This window comes from Pseudomonas sp. NFACC04-2 (assembly GCF_900119265.1).
Taxonomy (GTDB): Bacteria; Pseudomonadota; Gammaproteobacteria; order Pseudomonadales; family Pseudomonadaceae; genus Aquipseudomonas; species Aquipseudomonas fluorescens_AA.
The window spans coordinates 44,085-63,742 of sequence record NZ_FPJC01000020.1 but is presented as its reverse complement, the minus strand read 5'-3'; the positions used below and the strand labels follow the sequence as shown (position 1 = coordinate 63,742).

20 protein-coding genes are annotated in these 19,658 nt (G+C 64.0%); 11 read left to right on the top strand and 9 right to left on the bottom strand.

Features of this window, described 5'->3' with window-relative positions; translation table 11 throughout:
• Nucleotides 1-9 precede the first annotated feature (9 nt).
• The gene (locus tag BT125_RS22455) at nucleotides 10-4,323 is read right to left on the bottom strand and encodes a DEAD/DEAH box helicase (RefSeq protein ID WP_072410468.1); all 4,314 of its coding nucleotides are present in this window, start codon (nucleotides 4,321-4,323) and stop codon (nucleotides 10-12) included.
• 238 nt (nucleotides 4,324-4,561) lie between these two features.
• Here BT125_RS22455 and BT125_RS22450 point away from each other — a divergent pair, with 238 nt between their 5' ends.
• Together BT125_RS22450 and BT125_RS22445 are read left to right on the top strand one after the other, a co-directional pair.
• On the top strand, nucleotides 4,562-5,446 hold the full coding sequence (locus BT125_RS22450) for a sugar nucleotide-binding protein (protein ID WP_072410466.1): 885 nt from the start codon (nucleotides 4,562-4,564) through the stop codon (nucleotides 5,444-5,446).
• Nucleotides 5,439-6,368 (top strand): NAD-dependent epimerase/dehydratase family protein, encoded by a 930-nt coding sequence (locus BT125_RS22445; RefSeq protein WP_072410456.1) that lies wholly within the window; start codon nucleotides 5,439-5,441, stop codon nucleotides 6,366-6,368. Before BT125_RS22450 ends, BT125_RS22445 begins: the two co-directional genes overlap by 8 nt.
• 137 nt (nucleotides 6,369-6,505) lie before the next feature.
• Here BT125_RS22445 and BT125_RS22440 read toward each other — a convergent pair whose 3' ends face one another.
• From BT125_RS22440 to BT125_RS22420, 5 genes are all read right to left on the bottom strand, one after another.
• Nucleotides 6,506-7,204 (bottom strand): OmpW/AlkL family protein, encoded by a 699-nt coding sequence (locus tag BT125_RS22440; RefSeq protein WP_060740410.1) that lies wholly within the window; start codon nucleotides 7,202-7,204, stop codon nucleotides 6,506-6,508.
• A 248-nt stretch (nucleotides 7,205-7,452) separates the two neighbouring features.
• Nucleotides 7,453-7,971, bottom strand: coding sequence for a DUF3299 domain-containing protein (locus BT125_RS22435; RefSeq protein ID WP_025215734.1), 519 nt, complete (start codon nucleotides 7,969-7,971; stop codon nucleotides 7,453-7,455).
• 11 nt (nucleotides 7,972-7,982) lie between these two features.
• Complete coding sequence (locus tag BT125_RS22430) at nucleotides 7,983-9,248, bottom strand: ABC transporter permease (protein WP_072410454.1); 1,266 nt, start codon at nucleotides 9,246-9,248, stop codon at nucleotides 7,983-7,985.
• A gap of 1 nt (nucleotide 9,249) precedes the next feature.
• A complete protein-coding gene (locus BT125_RS22425) occupies nucleotides 9,250-9,960 on the bottom strand; it encodes an ABC transporter ATP-binding protein (RefSeq protein ID WP_060740412.1) in 711 nt (236 codons plus the stop codon).
• Nucleotides 9,961-10,158: 198 nt separating this feature from the next.
• Nucleotides 10,159-10,746 (bottom strand): DUF2796 domain-containing protein, encoded by a 588-nt coding sequence (locus BT125_RS22420; protein WP_072410453.1) that lies wholly within the window; start codon nucleotides 10,744-10,746, stop codon nucleotides 10,159-10,161.
• 120 nt (nucleotides 10,747-10,866) lie between these two features.
• On the opposite strand from BT125_RS22420, the gene BT125_RS22415 reads away from it, so the two are divergent.
• A complete protein-coding gene (locus BT125_RS22415) occupies nucleotides 10,867-11,214 on the top strand; it encodes a hypothetical protein (protein ID WP_072410451.1) in 348 nt (115 codons plus the stop codon).
• Here BT125_RS22415 and trxA read toward each other — a convergent pair.
• The 3 genes from trxA to BT125_RS22400 form a co-directional block, all read right to left on the bottom strand.
• Nucleotides 11,211-12,083 carry a thioredoxin gene (gene trxA / locus BT125_RS22410; protein ID WP_072410449.1) on the bottom strand — a complete coding sequence of 291 codons (873 nt, stop codon included), beginning with the start codon at nucleotides 12,081-12,083 and terminating at the stop codon, nucleotides 11,211-11,213. The two genes, BT125_RS22415 and trxA, sit on opposite strands and share 4 nt — an antisense overlap.
• A 198-nt stretch (nucleotides 12,084-12,281) precedes the next feature.
• Nucleotides 12,282-12,941 carry a class I SAM-dependent methyltransferase gene (locus tag BT125_RS22405; RefSeq protein ID WP_072410447.1) on the bottom strand — a complete coding sequence of 220 codons (660 nt, stop codon included), beginning with the start codon at nucleotides 12,939-12,941 and terminating at the stop codon, nucleotides 12,282-12,284.
• Nucleotides 12,938-13,402 (bottom strand): YbaY family lipoprotein, encoded by a 465-nt coding sequence (locus tag BT125_RS22400; RefSeq protein ID WP_072410445.1) that lies wholly within the window; start codon nucleotides 13,400-13,402, stop codon nucleotides 12,938-12,940. Before BT125_RS22400 ends, BT125_RS22405 begins: the two co-directional genes overlap by 4 nt.
• A gap of 127 nt (nucleotides 13,403-13,529) precedes the next feature.
• Here BT125_RS22400 and nrdR point away from each other — a divergent pair, with 127 nt between their 5' ends.
• The 8 genes from nrdR to BT125_RS22360 all read left to right on the top strand — a co-directional run bounded on the left by nrdR (nucleotide 13,530) and on the right by BT125_RS22360 (nucleotide 19,652).
• On the top strand, nucleotides 13,530-13,994 hold the full coding sequence (nrdR, locus tag BT125_RS22395) for a transcriptional regulator NrdR (RefSeq protein ID WP_013694316.1): 465 nt from the start codon (nucleotides 13,530-13,532) through the stop codon (nucleotides 13,992-13,994).
• Nucleotides 13,991-15,124, top strand: coding sequence for a bifunctional diaminohydroxyphosphoribosylaminopyrimidine deaminase/5-amino-6-(5-phosphoribosylamino)uracil reductase RibD (ribD, locus tag BT125_RS22390; RefSeq protein ID WP_072410443.1), 1,134 nt, complete (start codon nucleotides 13,991-13,993; stop codon nucleotides 15,122-15,124). Before nrdR ends, ribD begins: the two co-directional genes overlap by 4 nt.
• 46 nt (nucleotides 15,125-15,170) lie before the next feature.
• Entirely contained in the window at nucleotides 15,171-15,833 is a 663-nt protein-coding gene (locus BT125_RS22385; protein ID WP_053125813.1) for a riboflavin synthase, read from the top strand.
• 16 nt (nucleotides 15,834-15,849) lie between these two features.
• Nucleotides 15,850-16,941 (top strand): bifunctional 3,4-dihydroxy-2-butanone-4-phosphate synthase/GTP cyclohydrolase II, encoded by a 1,092-nt coding sequence (gene ribBA / locus BT125_RS22380; protein ID WP_072410441.1) that lies wholly within the window; start codon nucleotides 15,850-15,852, stop codon nucleotides 16,939-16,941.
• A gap of 253 nt (nucleotides 16,942-17,194) precedes the next feature.
• Nucleotides 17,195-17,671 (top strand): 6,7-dimethyl-8-ribityllumazine synthase, encoded by a 477-nt coding sequence (gene ribE, locus BT125_RS22375; protein ID WP_003206025.1) that lies wholly within the window; start codon nucleotides 17,195-17,197, stop codon nucleotides 17,669-17,671.
• Nucleotides 17,668-18,168: a transcription antitermination factor NusB gene (gene nusB / locus BT125_RS22370; RefSeq protein ID WP_003185935.1), complete on the top strand. Its 501-nt coding sequence runs from the start codon at nucleotides 17,668-17,670 to the stop codon at nucleotides 18,166-18,168. Before ribE ends, nusB begins: the two co-directional genes overlap by 4 nt.
• A gap of 18 nt (nucleotides 18,169-18,186) precedes the next feature.
• Nucleotides 18,187-19,152, top strand: coding sequence for a thiamine-phosphate kinase (thiL, locus tag BT125_RS22365; protein WP_072410439.1), 966 nt, complete (start codon nucleotides 18,187-18,189; stop codon nucleotides 19,150-19,152).
• Nucleotides 19,149-19,652, top strand: a complete 504-nt coding sequence (locus BT125_RS22360; RefSeq protein ID WP_053125805.1) for a phosphatidylglycerophosphatase A family protein — start codon at nucleotides 19,149-19,151, stop codon at nucleotides 19,650-19,652. The genes thiL and BT125_RS22360 overlap by 4 nt, the downstream gene beginning before the upstream one ends.
• Nucleotides 19,653-19,658 lie beyond the last annotated feature (6 nt).

Below are 19,658 nucleotides of genomic sequence, written 5' to 3'. Positions count from 1 at the left end.
CAGACACCCTCAACCTTTCTGAACAAGCTTGTTCCGGACCTCAGCCATCCCTTGAGCATCCAACTCGATCCAAAGATGCTGCTTGCCGGCAATCTGCGCCGCCACCGGCAAGCCGTCCCGATACACCAGCCGATTACTCGCCAGCGCCGGCACTTTCGCCCCTGGCAGCAAGGTGCCGGCCAGGTTCAGCGGGTCGACCCCGCACACGGCCACCAAGCTGCCATCGGTGGGACGGCGACGGGTTTCGCGCAGCAACGCAATCGCTTCGGGCAGGGCGAATTGTTCGCCCGCCAGGCCGCTGACAAAACGCCCGCCGCGAATCTCGCCCCGCGCCTCCAGGCGATGGAAAGTGCGCAATAGCTCGCGCCAACTCGGCAGCCACTCAGCCTCCCGTTCCAGCAAGCGCCAGAACACCACGCCGTAACGGCGCAGCAGGGTCATGGCGATGTGTTCCAGGGTCTGCGGCGCGGTGGGCGTGGGGCGGTTGCCTTCCACAGGGGCGGGTTGGCTGCGGCGCAACAAGGCCCAGCGCCCGGCGTCGTCCATGCCACCGACAAATGCGCCGCGCCCGCGCCGGCTGCTGCGGGCCTGGCGTTTGCTGGCCGGGGTGATCAGTGCGCGCAAGCCGGCAAAGCTGTCGGCATTCACCAGCCCGGCACCCACCAGTTCCTGCAAGGCGATTTCCAGTTCGCTGCGCAGCAGGTGGGCTTCATGGGCCAGCTCATCGAAAAACAGCGCGCCATGCTCGCTCAGGGCCTGATGGACTTTCTGCGTCTTGGGCGACAACTCATCAAGGGCTGTTTGTCCGGCCAGGCTGCTCCATAACGCCACCTGGCTGCGCGGCAGCAACACCACCGGCGTGCTGCGCAGGGCACTGGCGGAGGGTTTCTGGCGCGCGCTCAGGCGCGTCCATACCCACTTGCCGCTGCGGCACAACTCATCGAGCCAACTCGGCGAATAGTCCTTGATCCGCCCGGACAACAGGTCGCTGTCCCAGGCCGAGGCGGCGGCCGGGTAGCCTTCGAACTGGCCGAGGATCGACGGCAGCACGGCATTGCCCCGGCCCTGGGTGGACGACGACAGGTGCTGCCAGTCGAACAGGAAGCGCATGAAATCCTGCAACATCACCGGCTCGATTTCCCGGCGCAGGCGCTTGACCGTGTAGCGATGGATCCGCGCCAGCAAATGCCGCTCGCACCATTCCTCTTGGCCGATGCCCGGCGTGAACCTTCCACGCAGCACGTAGCCTTGCTGCTCGAGCTGCGCCAAGGCCTGGGTGACCTGCGGGGTCGACAACCCCAGCGGGTAGGCGATGGCCTTCAACGGCAGCGGACCGAAGGCACTGAGCCGGGCGCGGAGCACTTCCACCAAGGCTTCGTCAACGTTCCAGGCTTCATCGAAATCGGCCAGTGGGGTCAGCGCCGGTTCCCAGCGAGCCTGTGGATAAAGGGCTTGCAAGCAGGTCAGGCGTTCCAGCGGCAGCCACAGACCCCGCTCGGCGCTGATCTGTATGTGGCTGGCGCGGCCACTCGCGGCCAGTGCCCGCAGCCAATCCAGCCACGATGGGTTGGCATCGGCTTCGCTGTCGGCAATGCTGGCCAGACTCATCAAGGCTTCGTGCATCTCATCGAGATTGGCCGGCTTCGGCCAGGCCTCATCCCGGACTGACTGGATGGCTTCGGCGTCCAGCGCGCCAAGGTCGTCGGTGGATTGTGGATCGCTCCAGCGCCGGTTGATCACCGCTTGGGTCCGCCGTTCTTCCAGCGGCGCGTCGTCGAGAAAGGTGTAGGGACGGGCGCTGAGGATTTCTGCCGCCAGCGGCGAGGGCGCCGGCAGGTCGCGGCTGATCAGGCGAATCTGGCCCGCTTCCATGCGCCGCAACAACGCTAGCCAGCCGTCGCTGTCCATGGCTTCGTGCAGGCAATCGTCGAGGGTCTGTTCGACCAGCGGGTGATCGGGGATCTCCCGCTCCCCGGCGAGATTTTCCAGGCAGGCGATCTGGTCCGGAAACACGCTGGCGATCAGGTCTTCGCTTTTCATCCGCTGGATCTGCGGGGCGACTTTGCGCCCGCCGGTGTAGCGCGGCAGGGCCAGGGCCACGCCAGCGTTCCAGCGCCAGCGCACGCCGAACAGCGGTGCATCCAGCACCGCCTGGACCAAGGTCTGTTCGGCGCTGTGGCTGTTCAGGTAGCGCCAGACTTCGTCCAATTCGAAGCTGTGGCTGGTGGACAGCGAGAGCACGATGGCGTCTTCACTGGCGGCGGCCTGCAATTCGAAGTTGAAGGTGCGGCAGAAGCGCTTGCGCAAGGCCAGGCCCCAGGCGCGGTTGATGCGGCTGCCGAAGGGCGTGTGGATGATCAGCTGCGTGCCGCCGGACTCGTCGAAAAACCGTTCCATCAGCAGCGTGTCCTGGGACGGCAGGGCGCCAAAGGCCAGGCGCGCCGGGGCCAGGTAATCGATCAATTGTTCGGCGCTGGCGAGGTTCAGGCGCAAAGTGCCGGTCAGCCAGTCGAGGGCCGGTTGCAGGTTGCCCGGCGTGGCGCCGAGCAGGTGGTCGAGCTGGGCTTGCAGGCGCGCCACGGCCAAAGACAATTCGTCGCTGCGCCCCGGGGCTTCGCCGAGCCAGAACGGAATGGTCGGCGGTTGGCCCTGGGCGTCCTCGACCCGCACGCGACCGGTCTCGACGCGGATGATGCGGTAAGACGTATTGCCCAGTTGGAACACATCGCCGGCAATGCTCTCCACCGCGAAGTCTTCGTTGACGCTGCCGATGTTCAAGCCCTGGGGTTCGAGCAGCACGCTGTAGTCGGCGTTGTCCGGAATGGTGCCGCCGCTGGTCACCGCCGTCAGTTTGCTGCCCCGGCGCCCGCGCAGGGTCCGGGTCACGGCATCGCGGTGCAGGTAGGCGCTGCGCACGCCCTGGCGGCCATTGAGGCCTTCGGCGAGCATCTGCAACAGCGCCTGGTAATGCCCTTCGTCCAGCTCGGCGTAGGGCGAGGCGCGGCGGAAGGTCTCCAACAGCGCCTGTTCCGGCCATTCCTGGCAACTGACTTCGGCGACGATCTGCTGGGCCAGCACATCCAGCGGCGCCTTGGGGATGTGCAGGATGTCGAGTTCGCCACGGCGCACGCAATCGAGCAGGGCCGCGCATTCGATCAAGTCGTCGCGGGTGGTGGCGAACAGGCGACCCTTGGGCGTGCCGCCGACTTGGTGGCCTGAGCGTCCCACTCTTTGCAGGAACGCCGAGATCGAACGGGGCGAGGCAATCTGGCAGACCAGGTCGACATCGCCGATATCGATGCCCAGCTCCAGGGAGGCGGTGGCGATCAGTACCTGCAGTTCACCGCGCTTGAGGCGTTGTTCGGCGTCGAGGCGAAACTCCTTCGCCAGGCTGCCGTGGTGGGCGGCCACGGCGTCCTTGCCCAGGCGCTCGCTCAAATGCCGGCTGAGGCGCTCGGCCAGGCGCCGGGTGTTGACGAACACCAGGGTGGTGCGATGTTCCCGAGCCAGCTCGGCGAGGCGATTGTAGACCAGTTCCCACACGTCATTGGCCATCACCGCCGACAGCGGCACTGGTGGCACCTCGATGTCCAGGTCCCGGGGACGGGCGTGGCCGATGTCGACGATTTCACAGGCGCGTCCTTCACCGACGAGGAACCGTGACACCGCTTCGATGGGCTTTTGCGTAGCCGACAGGCCGATGCGCATCAGGGGTTCGGCGCACAGGGCTTGCAGGCGCTCCAGGCTCAAGGCCAGGTGGCTGCCGCGCTTGCTGGCGGCGATGGCGTGGATTTCATCGACGATCACCGTGCGGGTGCTGGCGAGCATCTGCCGGCCGGAATCGGAACCGAGCAGCACGTAGAGCGATTCAGGCGTGGTGACCAGGATGTGCGGCGCGGTCTTGCGCATCGCCGAGCGGTCTTTTTGCGGCGTGTCGCCGGTCCGTACGGCGGTGGTGATCGGCAAGGGTGGCAAGCCCATTCGTTGCAACTGCTCGGTGATGCCGGCCAGGGGATTCTGCAGGTTGATCTGGATATCGTTGCTCAGGGCCTTGAGCGGCGAGACGTAGACCACCAGGGTCTGGTCCGGCAGGCCGCCTTGTTCCAGGCCGCGGTGCACCAGGTCATCGAGCACCGCGAGGAACGCGGTCAAGGTCTTGCCCGAGCCAGTGGGCGCCGCGACCAGCACCGAGCGACGCTGGCCGATCAACGGCCACGCTTGGGCCTGGGCGGCCGTGACCGTCGGAAAGGTCTGGCTGAACCAGGCGCGAACGGCGGGGTGAAAGCCTGCCATGGCGTGGTCGGCTGCAAGGGGCAGATTCATAAGGCAGTTTATGCGGGTGGAGCGGGGGGGATGCAAGTATCGGCTGAGATGTCCATCGCCTGTCAGGGCCTCATCGCGAGCTTGCTCGCGATAACGGCCTCAAGGTGCACACAAATGCGGGATCCACACTTTACGGATGACGGTTGCGCACTAAACCCGCAAAATGCAACGATTCCGGCAACGCCTGCGGGCGTTGTCGACCAAATTCTTGTGCCAATAGACTGGGCCTGCTGACTTTATGCGAATGCGCCTTATGTTACTGGGCGGCGGAAATGCCCTTGGGCAGGCGCTGATTCGCCTCGGTGCAGAAGAAGACATCGGTTTTCTTGCCCCCCGCCCGCCCGAAGACGGCTGGGATGCCGCGAGCCTGACGCAACTGCTCGACGACACCCGTCCGGACGCCTTGATCAACCTGGCGTACTACTTCGACTGGTTCCAGGCCGAGGCCGTCAGCGAGCAGCGCCTGGCCAGCCAGGAGCGCGCTGTCGAGCGTCTGGCCGGGCTGTGCCAGCATCACAACATCGTCTTGCTGCAACCGTCGAGCTATCGGGTGTTCGACGGTTCCCGTGCCACGGCCTACAGCGAGAAGGACGAGCCCGTGCCCCTGGGCGTGCGCGGCCAGGCGCTGTGGCGGATCGAGCAAAGCGTGCGCGCCACCTGCCCGCAACACGTACTGCTGCGTTTCGGCTGGCTGCTGGACGACAGCGTCGATGGCATCCTCGGCCGTTTCCTGGCCCGGGCCGAGCAGCCCGAAGAGCTGTTGCTGGCTGACGACCGCCGGGGTAATCCGACGCCCGTGGACGATGCCGCGCGGGTGATCATTTCGGTGCTCAAGCAACTCGATTGCGCGGCGCCGCTGTGGGGCACCTATCATTACGCCGGGCATGAGGCGACCACGCCACTGGCGCTGGGCCAGGCGATCCTCACCGAAGCCCGCGCCCTGCATCCGCTGGCCATCGAGTCGCCCACGCCCCAGGCCCATGCCGCACGGCCGGACGCCGCGGAAGAACCGCAGCACGCGGTGCTGGCCTGCAAGAAAATTCTGCACACTTTCGGGATCAAGCCCCGCGCCTGGCGCGCAGCACTCCCGGGCTTACTGGATAGGTTTTATCGCCATGGCTGAAGGCCCTGTTTTAATCACCGGCGGCGCGGGTTTCATTGGTTCGCACCTGACCGACGCCTTGCTCGCCAAGGGGCATGCGGTGCGCATCCTCGATGACCTGTCCACCGGCAAGCGCAGCAACCTGCCCCTGGACAACCCGGCGGTCGAACTGATCGAAGGCGACGTCGCCGATGCCGCCCTGGTGGCCCGGGCCATGGCCGGTTGCAGCGCCGTGGCGCACCTGGCGGCGGTGGCCTCGGTGCAAGCCTCGGTGGACGACCCCGTGCGCACCCATCAGAGCAATTTCATCGGCACCCTGAATGTCTGCGAAGCCATGCGCCAGGCCGGTGTGAAGCGGGTGCTGTTCGCTTCCAGCGCAGCGGTCTACGGCAACAACGGCGAAGGCGAGTCCATCGACGAAGAAACCCCCAAGGCCCCGCTCACGCCCTATGCCTCGGACAAGCTGGCCAGCGAGTTCTACTTCGATTTCTATCGCCGCCAGCACAACCTGGAGCCGGTGGTGTTCCGCTTCTTCAACATCTACGGCCCGCGTCAGGATCCGTCCTCGCCGTACTCCGGGGTCATCAGCATCTTCAGCGAACGGGCACAGAAAGGCCTGCCGATCACCGTATTCGGCGACGGCGAGCAGACCCGGGACTTTGTCTATGTCGAAGACTTGGTGGACTTGCTGGTGCAGGCCATCGAGAAGCCCGAGGTGGAAGTGGGCGCAGTGAACGTCGGCTGGAACCAGGCCACGACCCTCAAGCAGATGCTCCATGCCCTGGCCGCCGTGGTGGGCGACCTGCCACCGATCAGCTACGGCCCGGCGCGTTCCGGCGACATTCGTCATTCCCGGGCTGACAATCGTCGCTTGTTGGAGCGTTTCAGCTTTCCCCCGCAAACACCGATGAGCGTGGGGTTGGCGCGGTTGCTGGGGCGCTGAGTTTCAGCAACTATGAAACCACTGTGGGAGCGGGCTTGCTCGCGAATACGCTCAGTCAGTCACCTGTTAAGTGACTGACCCACCGCATTCGCGAGCAAGCCCGCTCCCACATGGATTGTGTCGCTATCGAGTCGCGGTCAGAACTTGTAGCCCAACCCCACCATGTAGATGAACGGGTCCACATCGACATCCACCTTGGCCCGGGTACCGCCGGCCACGGCGTTGTTGTCCACATAGGCGGTGGTGTCAATGTCGATGTAGCGGATCTGGCCGTTGATCATGATGTTGTCGGTCAGCATGTAGTCGGCACCGACTTGCCAGGCCATGCCCCAGCTGTTTTTCGCTCGGAAGTTGCTGAAGCCATTGGCGCTGGCTTCGCTGCCCACGTGTTCGTCGTAGATCCAGGTGTAGTTGATACCGGCGCCGACATAGGGCTGGAACGCCGACTTGGCGTCGAGCGGGTAGTAGACCAGGCTCAGTGTGGGCGGCAGGTGCTTGAGGGTGCCGAGCTTGCCGTTGGCCGCGCCCAGGGCGGTACCTTTGATTTTCACGTCGTGCTCGAACGGCGAGGCCGCCAGCAGTTCGATACCCCAATTGTTGGTCAGCATGTAGGCGAAGTTCAGGCCCAGTTGCGTGTCGCTGCTCATGGTCGCCTTGCCGCCCAGATCGGCGCCGGCCAGCGGGCCACGGTCGACCTTGACGCTGGAGCTGTCGGCCTCTGGATTGACGGTGATCGCGCCGGCGCGAACGATGATGTCACCGGCCGTATGGGCCTGGGCGAGCGGGGCAGCGAGCGCGAGGGCAACGAGGGAAGCGCTGAGCAAGGACTTGTGCATGGGGGCTCCAGAGAACATTTCAAAATTGATGTCCCATGGTACGCAGCCGCCTGGCCCGGTCTTTTGACACAGCTCAATGAGTCTTAGTCGATTAATTGACTCAGCTCAATGAAATGCTGATGAGCAAGCCTTGACGGCCCCATCGCGAGCAAGCTCGCTCCCACACAGGTCGCATAGGCACTGAGATCTCCTGTGGGAGCGAGCTTGCTCGCGATAGCTATCTGACGGACTGCCCATCACCACCCGATTCACTCCGGCAGTTCATACACATAAATCTTCTGCGCCTCCATCTGATACCCGGCATCGGCCAGTTCACTGGTGGACGGCTTGACCTGCATCGGCCCCTCGACCCAGTACGGCTGGTACAACTCGTCGAGCTTTACGCCGACCTCGCTTTTCACATGCACGATCTGGTTCGACGGCGGTGGCGGCACATGGATGCAGGCGCCGAAATACGGCACCAGCAGGAAGTCCGTAGTGCGACCTTCCTCGCTGACTTCCAGCGGCACGATGTAGCCCGGCAAGCGAATCTGCTGGCCATCAAGGGCCTTGACCACCGGCGCGTTGGGCAAATCCTGCTTGGCCGCTGGAGCGGACTCGGCAGCCAGGGCGTCGCTCATCTTCGACAGGTCGTGCAGCGGTGTCATGTTCGGCACTTCCGGCGGTGCGTCCGGTGGGATCATTTCCGACCAGGCCAGGTCCCTCGGCTCGGCCGCCCACAGCGGCAGGGCGACCATCATCAACAGCGCAAGCAGGGCGCGGGGCATTTTCACGGTCCTCATAAACGGATCGACAGGCCATCGGCCAACGATTGGCGATAGGCGCGCCAGGCCGGCACGCTGCCCATCAGCAGGGCGGCGACCAGGATGCCAGCCATGAGCGTCCATTCATATTCGCTCGGCCAGCCCAGGGGCAAGTACAAGCCATAGGCCGACTGTACGTAACCCTGGGCAGCGGCGATGCCGATGTACAGCAAGGCCAGCCCGGCGGTGACCCCGGCCAGTGCCAGGGCAAAGGCTTCGAACACCAGCAGCGTCGCGATGTGCCACGGCCGCGCGCCCACCGAACGCAGGATCGCCATTTCCCGGCGACGTTCGTTGAGGCTGGTGAGGATCGCCGTGAGCATGCCGATCAACCCGGTCAGGACCACGAACAGCGAAATCACGAACAAGGCCTTTTCCGCCGTGCCCATCAGGCTCCACAACTCCTGCAGTGCTACGCCGGGGAGGATGGCCAGCAGCGGTTCGCCACGGAACTCATTGATTTCGCGTTGCAAGGCGAAGGTCGAAATCTTGCTGTTGAGGCCGAGCATGAACGCGGTGATCGCTTGGGGTGTGAGGTCCATGTTGCGGGCCTGATCGGCACTGATGCGCCCAACGCCCTGGGCCGGCACGCCATTCTTCCAGTCGATGTGGATTGCCTCCATGCCGCCGAGGCTGATGTGCAGCGTGCGGTCCACCGGGGTGCCGGTGCGCTTGAGAATCCCGACCACGGTGAAGGGCTTGTCGTCATGCTTGACCAGGCTGATCGCCGCCACACCGTGGGCCAGCACCAGTTTGTCACCGAGTTTGTAGTGCAGCGCCTCGGCGACTTCGGCACCGAGCACCACTTCGAACGGATCGGTGGCGAAAGCCCGCCCATCGGCCAACTCCAAGTGTTGCTGGCGGCCGTATTGGTAATGTTCGAAGTAGGCCTCGGTGGTGCCCATCACCCGGTAGCCGCGATGGGAGTCGCCCAGGGACATGGGGATCGCCCACTTCACCTTCGGGTTTTTGGCGAACTGTTCGAAGCTGTCCCAGCGGATGTTGTTGGTGGCGTTGCCGATGCGAAACACCGAATACAGCAGCAGGTTCACCGAGCCGGAGCGGGCACCGACGATCAGGTCGGTGCCGCTGATGGTGCTGGCGAAGCTGGCTCGCGCCTCGGTGCGCACTCGCTCCACCGCCAGTAACAGACAGACCGAGAGGGCGATGGCAAACGCGGTGAGGATCGCGGTGAAGCGGCGGTTCGCCAGGCTGGCCATGGCTAGACGGAACAAATACATCTCAGACCTCGAGTGGCGTGGCGGCGCGATTGAGATCGGCCAGCGAGAGGTGGCGGTCGAACAGCGGCGCCAGGCTCTGATCGTGGCTGACGAACAACAGGCTCGACCCGGCCTCGCGGCATTCGGCGAACAACAGCCGCAGGAAGTTTTCCCGGGCGTCGTAGTCCAGGGCTGACGTTGGTTCGTCGGCGATCACCAGTTCCGGTTGACCGATCAAGGCCCGGGCGGCGGCGACCCGTTGTTGCTGGCCGATGGACAACGAGTCGGCGCGACGCTCCAACAGGTTCGGATCGGTCAAGCCCAGGTGAGCCAGCAGCGTGGCGGCCGCTTGATCGACACTGCCGTGGCGCTGGGTAGCCCGCTGCGCGCGCAGTTTCGAGAAGTGGCAGGGCAATTCGACGTTCTCCCGTACCGAGAGAAACGGCAGCAGGTTGAACTGCTGGAAGATGTAGCCGGTATGGTCCACGCGAAAGCGGTCGCGGCGGCCGGCGGCCAGTTCGCTGAGTTCCTGGCCGAGCAGGCGGATGCTGCCGCGATCCGGCGTTTGCACCCCGCCCAGCAGCCCCAGCAGCGTGGTCTTGCCGCTGCCACTCGGGCCCTTGAGGAACAGGGTTTCACCCGCTTCCAGGCGAAACGCCGGGATATCCAGCAAGGGCGGATGCCCGGGCCAACTGAAGCCCAGGTCGGACAGTTCGATGAGTGCTTGGGTCATGTTTGCCGATTTCACAGATTGAATACCTGTGGGAGCGGGCTTGCTCGCGAAAGCGGTACATCCTTCGACATCCAATGTTGAATGTTCCATCGCCTTCGCGAGCAAGCCCGCTCCCACATGGATGTGTGGCGAACCCTGATTTTGCATCCACAGCAGATCAGCTATAGGAGCAGGCTCCCACATGGGTTTTGCGGTGAATCAGAATTTCAGGGTGGGGGCCTTGGCCGTCACTTCCACGCCTTGTTGGCCACTCGGGCTGATCAGTTGTACCTGAATTTTCTGAGTGGCCGGGAAGGTTTTGAACAGTGTCGCCAGGTCCAGGTTCTTCAATGCACCAGCGGCGGCGCAGGTGAACTGATAGTGGGCATGGATCTCACTGTGCTCGTGGTGTTCGTCGCCATCGGCGTCTTCGTCATGGTCTTCGTGGTCCGGTTCATCGCCGAACAACGGGCTTTCCAGTTCCTGTTGGGCCACGGTGCACTTGGCGGCGGCCGGCAGGTTGAACAGCGCCAGCGGCTTGTCCAACTGCGCCCGTACCGCGGCGACCTTGGCCTTGTCGGCATCGCTGGTGGCGGCGTGTTCGAAGCCCACCAGGTTCATCGCCGGGCTTTCCAGCTCCAGCTCCAGGGTCTGGCCATCCAGTGCCGCGTTCAGTCGAGCAACGCCGTGTTCATGGGCGCCGAGGCTGCCATGTTCGTGATCATGGTCGTGGTCATGCTCCACCGCCGCATGAGCGACAGCCAATGGCAGCAGGGCGAACGGCAAAGCGAGAAGCAGACGACGCATGACGAGTCTCCGAAAAGGTTATGTAATCTTATAACGAAAGTGCGGAGAGTTTGACCGTCTGCTTGGCGTCGCGCAAGGGCCATGGGAGCATGCGTACATGAAATATTCAGGAGCACGGTAATGTTGCGGATACGCGGAACCGTCGGCGAATGGCCGGTGGACTTGACGATCGAAATGGATGAGGGCGACTGGGCGCAGTTCGGCGCGCAATTGCAAGTGGCCAAATCCGAAGGCGTAGCGACACCGGCGGCCAAACCGACGAACCAGGACGATGCCCAATGGCAGATCGCCAAGGAGCTGCTGCGCAAGGCCGGTCAACTGAGCGGCCCGGACCTGCTGGAACAGCTCGAAGGCCTGACCGGCAGCGCCTCGGCGGGCAAGCGCCTGTTGGTGCGCTTGCGCCACTGCGCTGAGGTCAAGGTATTGAGCGGCGGCGATACGCCGCTCTATAGCTGGAGTGGGGCTTAATACAACGCCGCGAACAACTTGCGACGATAGGTCGTCACCAGCGGATGATCGTTGCCCAGCAGTTCGAATACCTGCAACAAGGTCTTGTGGGGCAGGCCTTCGCTGTAGCCGCGGTTACGCACGAACAGCTTGAGCAGCGCATCGAGGGCCGCTTCGTACTGTTGGCGCGCCAGTTGCTGGATCGCCAGTTGGTACACCGCTTCATCGTCTTGCGGGTCTTTCGCCAGGCGCGCCTTGAGATCGGCGGCGTCCGGCAGGTGCTTGGCCAGACCGAGGAACTGGATCTGCGCCTTGGCACCGGCGAGGGCAGCCTTGTGCTCATCGCTTTTCACTGCGTCGAGCACCGTCTGTGCTTCGTCCAGCTCGCCGCGCTCGGTCAGGCAGCGGGCGTACAGGATCAGGGCCTTGGCGTTGGTGTTGTCGTCACCCAGCAACACCGTGAGCAGGGCTTCGGCGTCGGCGAAACGACCGTCGTCGAACAGCGCCTGGGCCTGTTCGAACGGGTCGGCGGCGGCCGGCGGCGGCATCTGCACATGGGGTTCGAGCATCGCCCGCACCGCCGATTCCGGTTGGGCGCCGGCAAAGCCGTCAACGGGCTGACCGTCCTTGAACAACACCACCGTCGGCAAGCTGCGAATGCCGAAGCGGGCCACAATGTCCTGTTCGATGTCGCAGTTGACCTTGGCCAGCAGCAATTCGCCTTGATAGCTCTCGGCAATGGTTTGCAGCATTGGCATCAGCGCCTTGCACGGCGCACACCACTCGGCCCAGAAATCCACCAGCACCGGTTTGTGGAAAGAGTTCGCGATCACCGACTGATCGAAATCGGCCGTGGTGGCGTCGAAGATGTAGGGCGTTTCCTGAGTCATTGGGAATCTCGTAGAGCGCTTGAATGGGGCAACTATACGGCGTGGTGGGGGGTGGCTGAAAGCGGGGTGGTCTTTCGCCCTGTGGTGTCTGACAGGACGCCTTCGCGGGCAAGCCCGCTCCCACAGTTGATCTCCAGTGGATACAACATTCGCGTTCACTCTAGATCCCCTGTGGGAGCGGGCTTGCTCGCGATGCTTTTAGGGCCAGCGCCGCGCGTGGTACAGGCTCACATGGCGAAACTCTTCCGGCTCGGCCAGGTCCGGCAGGGTCATGGCCTGGAGCATTTCGATGCGCCGGTACAGCGGATGCTGGAAATCCCGCACCCGGGAATCGGCCACCAACGCCTCGCGACCACGGTTGAGGAACTGGTCGAGCAGCGGCAGGTTGGCCCGGTCGTAGAGCACGTCGGCGACCAGGATCAGGTCGAAACGATCAGCCTCGGCGAAAAAGTCCGTCGAATAACCTAGCTCCACGCCATTGAGCGCGGCATTGGCCTGGCAGGCGGCAATCGCCAGCGGGTCGAGATCGCAAGCCACCACTTCCAGCGCCCCGGCCTTGACCGCCGCGATGCCCGCCACGCCGGAACCGGCACCAAAATCCAGCACCCGCTTGCCTTCGACCCACTGCGGCTGCTCGGCGAGGTAGCGCGCCATCGCCAAGCCGCTGGCCCAGCAGAAACTCCAATAGGGCGGCTCGTGGAGAATGCGCCGGGTTTCTTCCGGGCTGAAGGCGCGGTCCATGTTGTCGCCGTCGATCAGCCACAACTTCAAGTCAGCGCCGGGTAGCGGACAAGCCACCAGGCGTGCGTCGCCAAGCAATTCACTCAACGCCCGTTGCAGGTCTTGCGGTGCACTCATGGCGCTTTGACGAATTGCAGGGTACCCAATGCCTGGGTGGTCGGTTGGCTGATGCGTTGTTCCGGCAAGTGCAGGATCAGTTGACCGGACTGGCTGGCGCGACCACGCAGTTCCACGCGGGCGCCCACCGGGAAGGCTTCCGGGTTGAAACGCAAGCGGAAGGGCAGGGCCTGGTTGGTGCCGATCAGACTGGAACTGGCAAGCAGCTGTTGGGGACGGTCCTTGTCGTCGATCACCAGCAGCGCCAGTTCCACTTCGGCTCCGGCCGGCACGCCTTGCAGGGTGCCGCTCAACTCGCGCTGGTACGCCGGCAGCGGTCCCAACTCGGTGGCCTGCCGGGCCTTTTCCTGGGCTTGTTTCGGCGCGGGGGCCGGAGCGGGCGTGGCGGGCTTGGGGGCATCGCTGCTGCACGCCATCAGCAGGCTGAAAAAACTGAGCAAAGCGAGCGATCGTAGCGGCATGTGTGGCTCCAGCAAGGTGAATTCCATGGATCTGACGGTAAGCCCGTCTGTATACCGTAAACCCTATGGCTTGTCTTGCCAGTGGGATGCGCTACCATGGCCCTCCCTTTTTTTGTTGCCTGCCACCATGCACTGTCCCTTCTGCGGTGCCAACGACACCAAGGTCATCGACTCGCGACTGGTCGCCGAGGGCGAACAAGTCCGCCGCCGCCGCGAGTGCCTGGCTTGCGGCGAGCGTTTCACGACGTTCGAGACCGCTGAACTGGTGTTGCCGCGCCTGATCAAAACCGACGGCAGCCGCCAGCCGTTCGACGAAGAAAAACTGCGCGCCGGCATGCAGCGCGCCCTGGAAAAGCGCCCGGTGAGCGTCGAGCGCCTGGAAGCGGCGCTGGTGCATATCAAGCACAAGCTGCGGGCCACCGGCGAGCGCGAGGTCAAATCCCTCGTGGTCGGCGAACTGGTGATGGCCGAGCTGCAGAAGCTCGACGAAGTCGCCTACATCCGTTTCGCCTCGGTATACCGGCGCTTCCAGGACCTGAACGAGTTCCGTGAAGAAATCGACCGCCTGGCCCGCGAACCGGTGAAAGAATGACTGTCCCGGCGCAGCAGGCCGTCCTCGACGCCCACTACATGGCCCGTGCCCTGGAGTTGGCGCGGCGCGGACACTACACCACCCACCCCAACCCCCGGGTCGGTTGCGTGATCGTGCGTGACGGGCAGATTGTCGGCGAAGGCTGGCACATCCGCGCTGGCGAGCCCCATGCTGAAGTCCATGCCCTGCGGGCCGCCGGTGACAAGGCCCGGGGCGCCACGGCCTACGTGACCCTCGAGCCTTGCAGTCATCACGGGCGTACCCCGCCTTGTGCCGATGCGCTGGTCAACGCCGGCGTGGCGCGGGTGGTGGCAGCGATGCAAGACCCTAACCCGGCAGTCGCCGGGCGCGGCCTGCAACGCCTGGCCCAGGCCGGTATCGCCACCGAAAGCGGCGTGCTGGAAGGTGAGGCGCGCAAGCTCAATGAAGGTTTTCTCAAGCGCATGGAACAGGGCCTGCCGTTCGTGCGGGTCAAGCTCGCCATGAGCCTGGATGGCCGCACTGCCATGGAAAGCGGCGAAAGCCAGTGGATCACCGGCCCGGCCGCACGTTCGGCGGTGCAACGCCTGCGGGCCCAGGCCAGTGTGGTGCTGACCGGCGCCGACACGGTGCTGGCGGACAATGCCCGGCTGACCGTGCGCGCCGATGAACTCGGGCTGGATGCCGAGCAGACTGCGTTGGTCATGAGCCGTCCGCCGTTGCGGGTACTGGTGGACGGGCGCCTGCGGGTGCCGCTGGATGCGGCGTTTTTCAAGGCCGGCCCGGCGCTGGTCGCTACCTGCATGGCGGTGGAAGAACAGTACGCCAACGGTCCTGAATGCATGATCGTGGCAGGCGATGACGGCCAGGTCGATCTGCGTCGGCTGCTGGTGGCGCTGGCTGCCCGGGATGTCAATGAAGTGCTGGTGGAGGCCGGTCCGCGCCTGGCAGGGGCTTTCGCCCGACTGGGGCTGGTGGACGAGTTCCAGATTTTCATCGCCGGCAAGTTCCTCGGTTCTTCGGCGCGGCCACTGCTGGACTGGCCGCTGGCGCAGATGAAGGACGCTCCCCAGCTGAAAATCACCGAAATCCGCGCCGTGGGCGATGACTGGCGAGTCATCGCCGTTCCCGTTCCACCGGTCAGCGTATAATTCCCGGCTTTCGCCCAGGCGGCGGCCCGTTCTCGAGGAGGACTCCATGTTTACCGGCATCATCGAATCCATCGGCAGCATCCGTGCACTCACCCCCAAGGGCGGCGATGTGCGGGTCTACGTCGAAACCGGCAAGCTCGACCTGAGCGACGTCAAGCTGGGCGACAGCATCGCGGTGAACGGCGTTTGCCTGACCGCCGTCGAGCTGCCAGGCAACGGCTTCCTGGCGGACGTCAGCCGCGAAACCCTCGACTGCACGGCCATGAACGACCTCAAGAGCGGCAGCCCGGTCAACCTGGAAAAAGCCCTCACCCCCACCACTCGCCTGGGCGGACACCTGGTCAGCGGCCACGTGGACGGCGTCGGCGAAGTGGTTTCGCGCACGGATAACGCCCGGGCCGTGGAGTTCCGCATCCGCGCGCCGAAGGAGCTGGCCAAGTACATCGCCCATAAAGGCTCGATCACCGTCGACGGCACCAGCCTGACGGTCAACGCGGTGGATGGCGCCGAATTCCTGCTGACGATCATTCCCCACACGTTGAGCGAAACCATCATGGCTTCGTACCGGCCAGGTCGGCGGGTCAACCTGGAAGTCGACTTGCTGGCCCGTTACCTGGAACGCCTGCTGTTGGGCGACAAGGCCGCAGAGCCGGCCGCGGGTAACATCACCGAAAGTTTTCTGGCCGCCAACGGCTACCTCAAATCCTGACCCAAGGGGGTGCCGCGTGGCGCTCAATAGCATCGAAGAACTGGTTGAAGACATCCGCCAAGGCAAGATGGTCATCCTCATGGATGACGAAGACCGCGAGAACGAAGGCGACCTGATCATGGCCGCCGAGTGCTGCAAGGCCGAACACATTAACTTCATGGCCAAGCACGCCCGTGGCCTGATCTGCATGCCGATGACCCGCGAGCGCTGCGAACTGCTCAAGCTGCCGCTGATGGCTCCACGCAACGGCTCGGGCTTCGGCACCAAGTTCACCGTATCCATCGAGGCTGCCGAAGGCGTGACCACCGGGATCTCCGCCGCTGATCGCGCGCGCACCGTACAGGCTGCCGCCGCTCGGGACGCCAAGGCCGAAGACATCGTCAGCCCCGGCCATATCTTCCCGCTGATGGCCCAGGCTGGCGGCACCCTGGCCCGCGCCGGCCACACCGAAGCGGCGTGCGACCTGGCGCGCATGGCCGGTTTCGAGCCCAGCGGCGTGATCTGTGAAGTGATGAACGACGACGGCACCATGTCCCGCCGTGCTGAACTGGAAACCTTCGCCGCCGAACACAACATCAAGATCGGCACCATCGCCGACCTGATCCACTACCGGATGATCCACGAACGTACCGTTCAGCGGATTGCCGAGCAGCCGCTGGACAGCGAACTGGGCCAGTTCAACCTGGTGACCTACCGCGACTCGGTGGAAGGCGACGTGCACATGGCGCTGACCTTGGGCACCGTATGCGCCGAAGAACCGACCCTGGTGCGCGTGCACAACATGGACCCGCTGCGCGATTTGCTGATGGTCAAGCAACCCGGCCGCTGGAGCCTGCGGGCCGCCATGGCCGCGGTGGCCGAGGCCGGCAGCGGCGTGGTGTTGCTGCTCGGCCACCCGCTCGATGGCGACGTGCTGCTGGCGCACATTCGCGAAACCGCGGATCAAACCGCAGTGAAAAAACCGACCACCTACAGCATCGTCGGTGCCGGTTCGCAGATCCTTCGTGACCTGGGCGTGCGTAAAATGCGCCTGATGAGCGCACCGATGAAATTTAATGCGATATCCGGTTTCGATCTGGAAGTTGTAGAATACGTGCCCTCCGAATAATGGCCCGGAGATTTCAGCATTGTTGTTCGCTTGAGTAAGGCTGGTTGGATTCATTGTGGCGAGGGAGCTTGCTCCCGCTTGGGTGCGCAGCACCCACAACAGAGGCCGCTTCGCAGCCCAGCGGGAGCAAGCTCCCTCGCCACAAAAGCTTGAAAAAGAACAGCATGATGGGATTTCCGATGCAGTATTCGTGGCTAATATCACTGAAGGAGCGCGTATAGAACGCGCTCTGGCTCTTTAAGAGATCTGACGAATGACCCTGAAGACCATCGAAGGTACCTTCATCGCCCCTAAAGGCCGCTACGCTCTGGTAGTGGGCCGTTTCAACAGTTTCGTGGTCGAGAGCCTGGTTGGCGGTGCGGTCGATGCCCTGGTTCGCCATGGCGTGAGCGAAAGCGACATCACCATCATCCGCGCCCCTGGCGCCTTCGAAATTCCGCTGGTTGCGCAGAAAGTCGCTCAAAAGGGCGAATATGCGGCGATCATCGCCCTGGGCGCGGTCATTCGTGGCGGTACTCCGCACTTCGAATACGTGGCTGGCGAATGCACCAAGGGCTTGGCCCAGGTGTCCATGGAATTCGGCGTGCCGGTCGCTTTTGGCGTGCTGACCGTTGACTCCATCGAACAAGCCATCGAACGTTCCGGCACCAAGGCCGGTAACAAAGGTGCCGAAGCTGCCCTGTCCGCCCTGGAAATGGTCAGCCTGCTGGCGCAGTTGGAGGCCAAGTGATTAGCGACGAAAGCGATCGTTTCAACCCGCGCGATCCAAAGCCTGCGGACGCCGGCAAGCCATCGAAAAGCGTCAAGCGTCGCGAAGCCCGTCAGCTCGCGACCCAGGCGCTCTATCAATGGCACATGGCCAAGCAATCGCTTAACGAGATCGAAGCGCAGTTTCGGGTCGATAACGATTTCAGTGATGTCGACGGTGCTTATTTCCGCGAGATCCTGCACGGGGTTCCACAGTTCAAGACCGAAATCGACACGGCGCTCACGCCTTGCCTGGACCTGACCATCGAAGAGCTGGATCCGGTCGAGCTGGCGGTTCTGCGCCTGTCCACCTGGGAACTGCTCAAGCGCGTCGACGTACCGTACCGCGTGGTGATCAACGAAGGGATCGAACTGGCGAAAGTCTTCGGTTCCACCGATGGCCACAAGTTCGTCAACGGTGTGCTCGACAAGCTCGCCCCGCGCCTGCGTGAAGCTGAAGTGAAGGCGTTCAAGCGCTGATTGGCGCTTGTTATCCCAATGGGTGAGTTTGAGCTGATCCGTAACTACTTCGCCGCCGCGCCTTGCGCGCAGGGCGGCGAGGGCATTGCGCTGGGGATCGGCGATGACTGCGCCTTGCTGGCCGTTCCTCCCGGGGAACAGCTGGCGGTCTCTACCGACACGCTCGTGGCCGGTGTGCATTTTCCAGACCCTTGCGACCCGTTCCTGCTCGGCCAGCGCTCGCTGGCCGTGGCGGTCAGCGACCTGGCTGCCATGGGCGCCAAGCCTTTGGCCTTTACCCTTGCCCTGACCTTGCCGACGGTGACCACCGATTGGCTGCAAGCCTATGCCCGCGGTTTGAACCAGATGGCCCAGGCCTGTGGCGTGGCGCTGGTGGGAGGGGACACCACGCGTGGGCCGTTGAGCTTGACCATGACCGTGTTCGGCCACGTGCCGTCCGGCCAGGCCCTGACCCGCAGCGGCGCGCAGCCCGGCGACCTGCTGTGTGTCGGCGGCGAACTGGGCAATGCCGCTGGCGCCTTGCCGTTGGTGCTCGGCCAGCGTCGCGCCGAGCCTGGGATTGCCGAGCCGCTGCTGGCTCATTATTGGTCGCCCCGACCGCAGATCGACTTGGGCCTGGCGTTGCGGGGGAAGGCCCGCACGGCGATGGATATTTCCGATGGCCTGCTGGCCGATTGCGGGCATATCGCCCTGGCGTCCGGGGTAGCCTTGCAGGTTGAACGGGACCGACTGCCGCTGTCCAACGCTCTGGTAGCGTTTCTTGGCGGGGGCGATGCCGCGCAGGCCGCCCTGAGCGGCGGTGACGATTACGTGTTGCTGTTCGCCCTGCCACCGAGCCAACTGATGGCGTTGCAGGCCGAAGGCTGGCCGATCCATGTGATCGGCAGCGTATTGGCCGGGCAAGGCGTCACGCTGGTGGACAGCGACGGGCACGACATCACCCCGCACGTACGGGGCTATCAACATTTTCGGGAGACACCGTGACAGATCATCCCAACCAGGTCCCGGCAGAGTTCGTTCCGCCTTCGGTCTGGCGCAATCCCTGGCATTTCCTGGCATTTGGCTTTGGTTCGGGCACTTTACCTAAAGCGCCGGGCACCTGGGGCTCGCTGGTTGCGCTACCCTTCATACCGTTGTGGCAGATGTTGCCGGACTGGGGCTACTGGTTGATGCTCGGCATCACCATGCTGTTTGGCTTCTGGCTGTGTGGCAAAGTGGCGGACGACCTGCGGGTGCACGATCATGAAGGCATCGTCTGGGACGAAATGGTCGGCATGTGGATCACCTTGTGGCTGGTGCCGGAAGGCTGGTATTGGCTGCTGACGGGATTTCTGGTGTTCCGTTTCTTCGATATCCTCAAGCCATGGCCGATCCGCTGGATCGACCGACATGTGCACGGAGGTGTCGGGATCATGCTCGACGATGTATTGGCCGGGGTTTTCGCCTGGCTGGCAATGCAAGGATTGGTGTGGTGTTTCACCTGAAGGAGC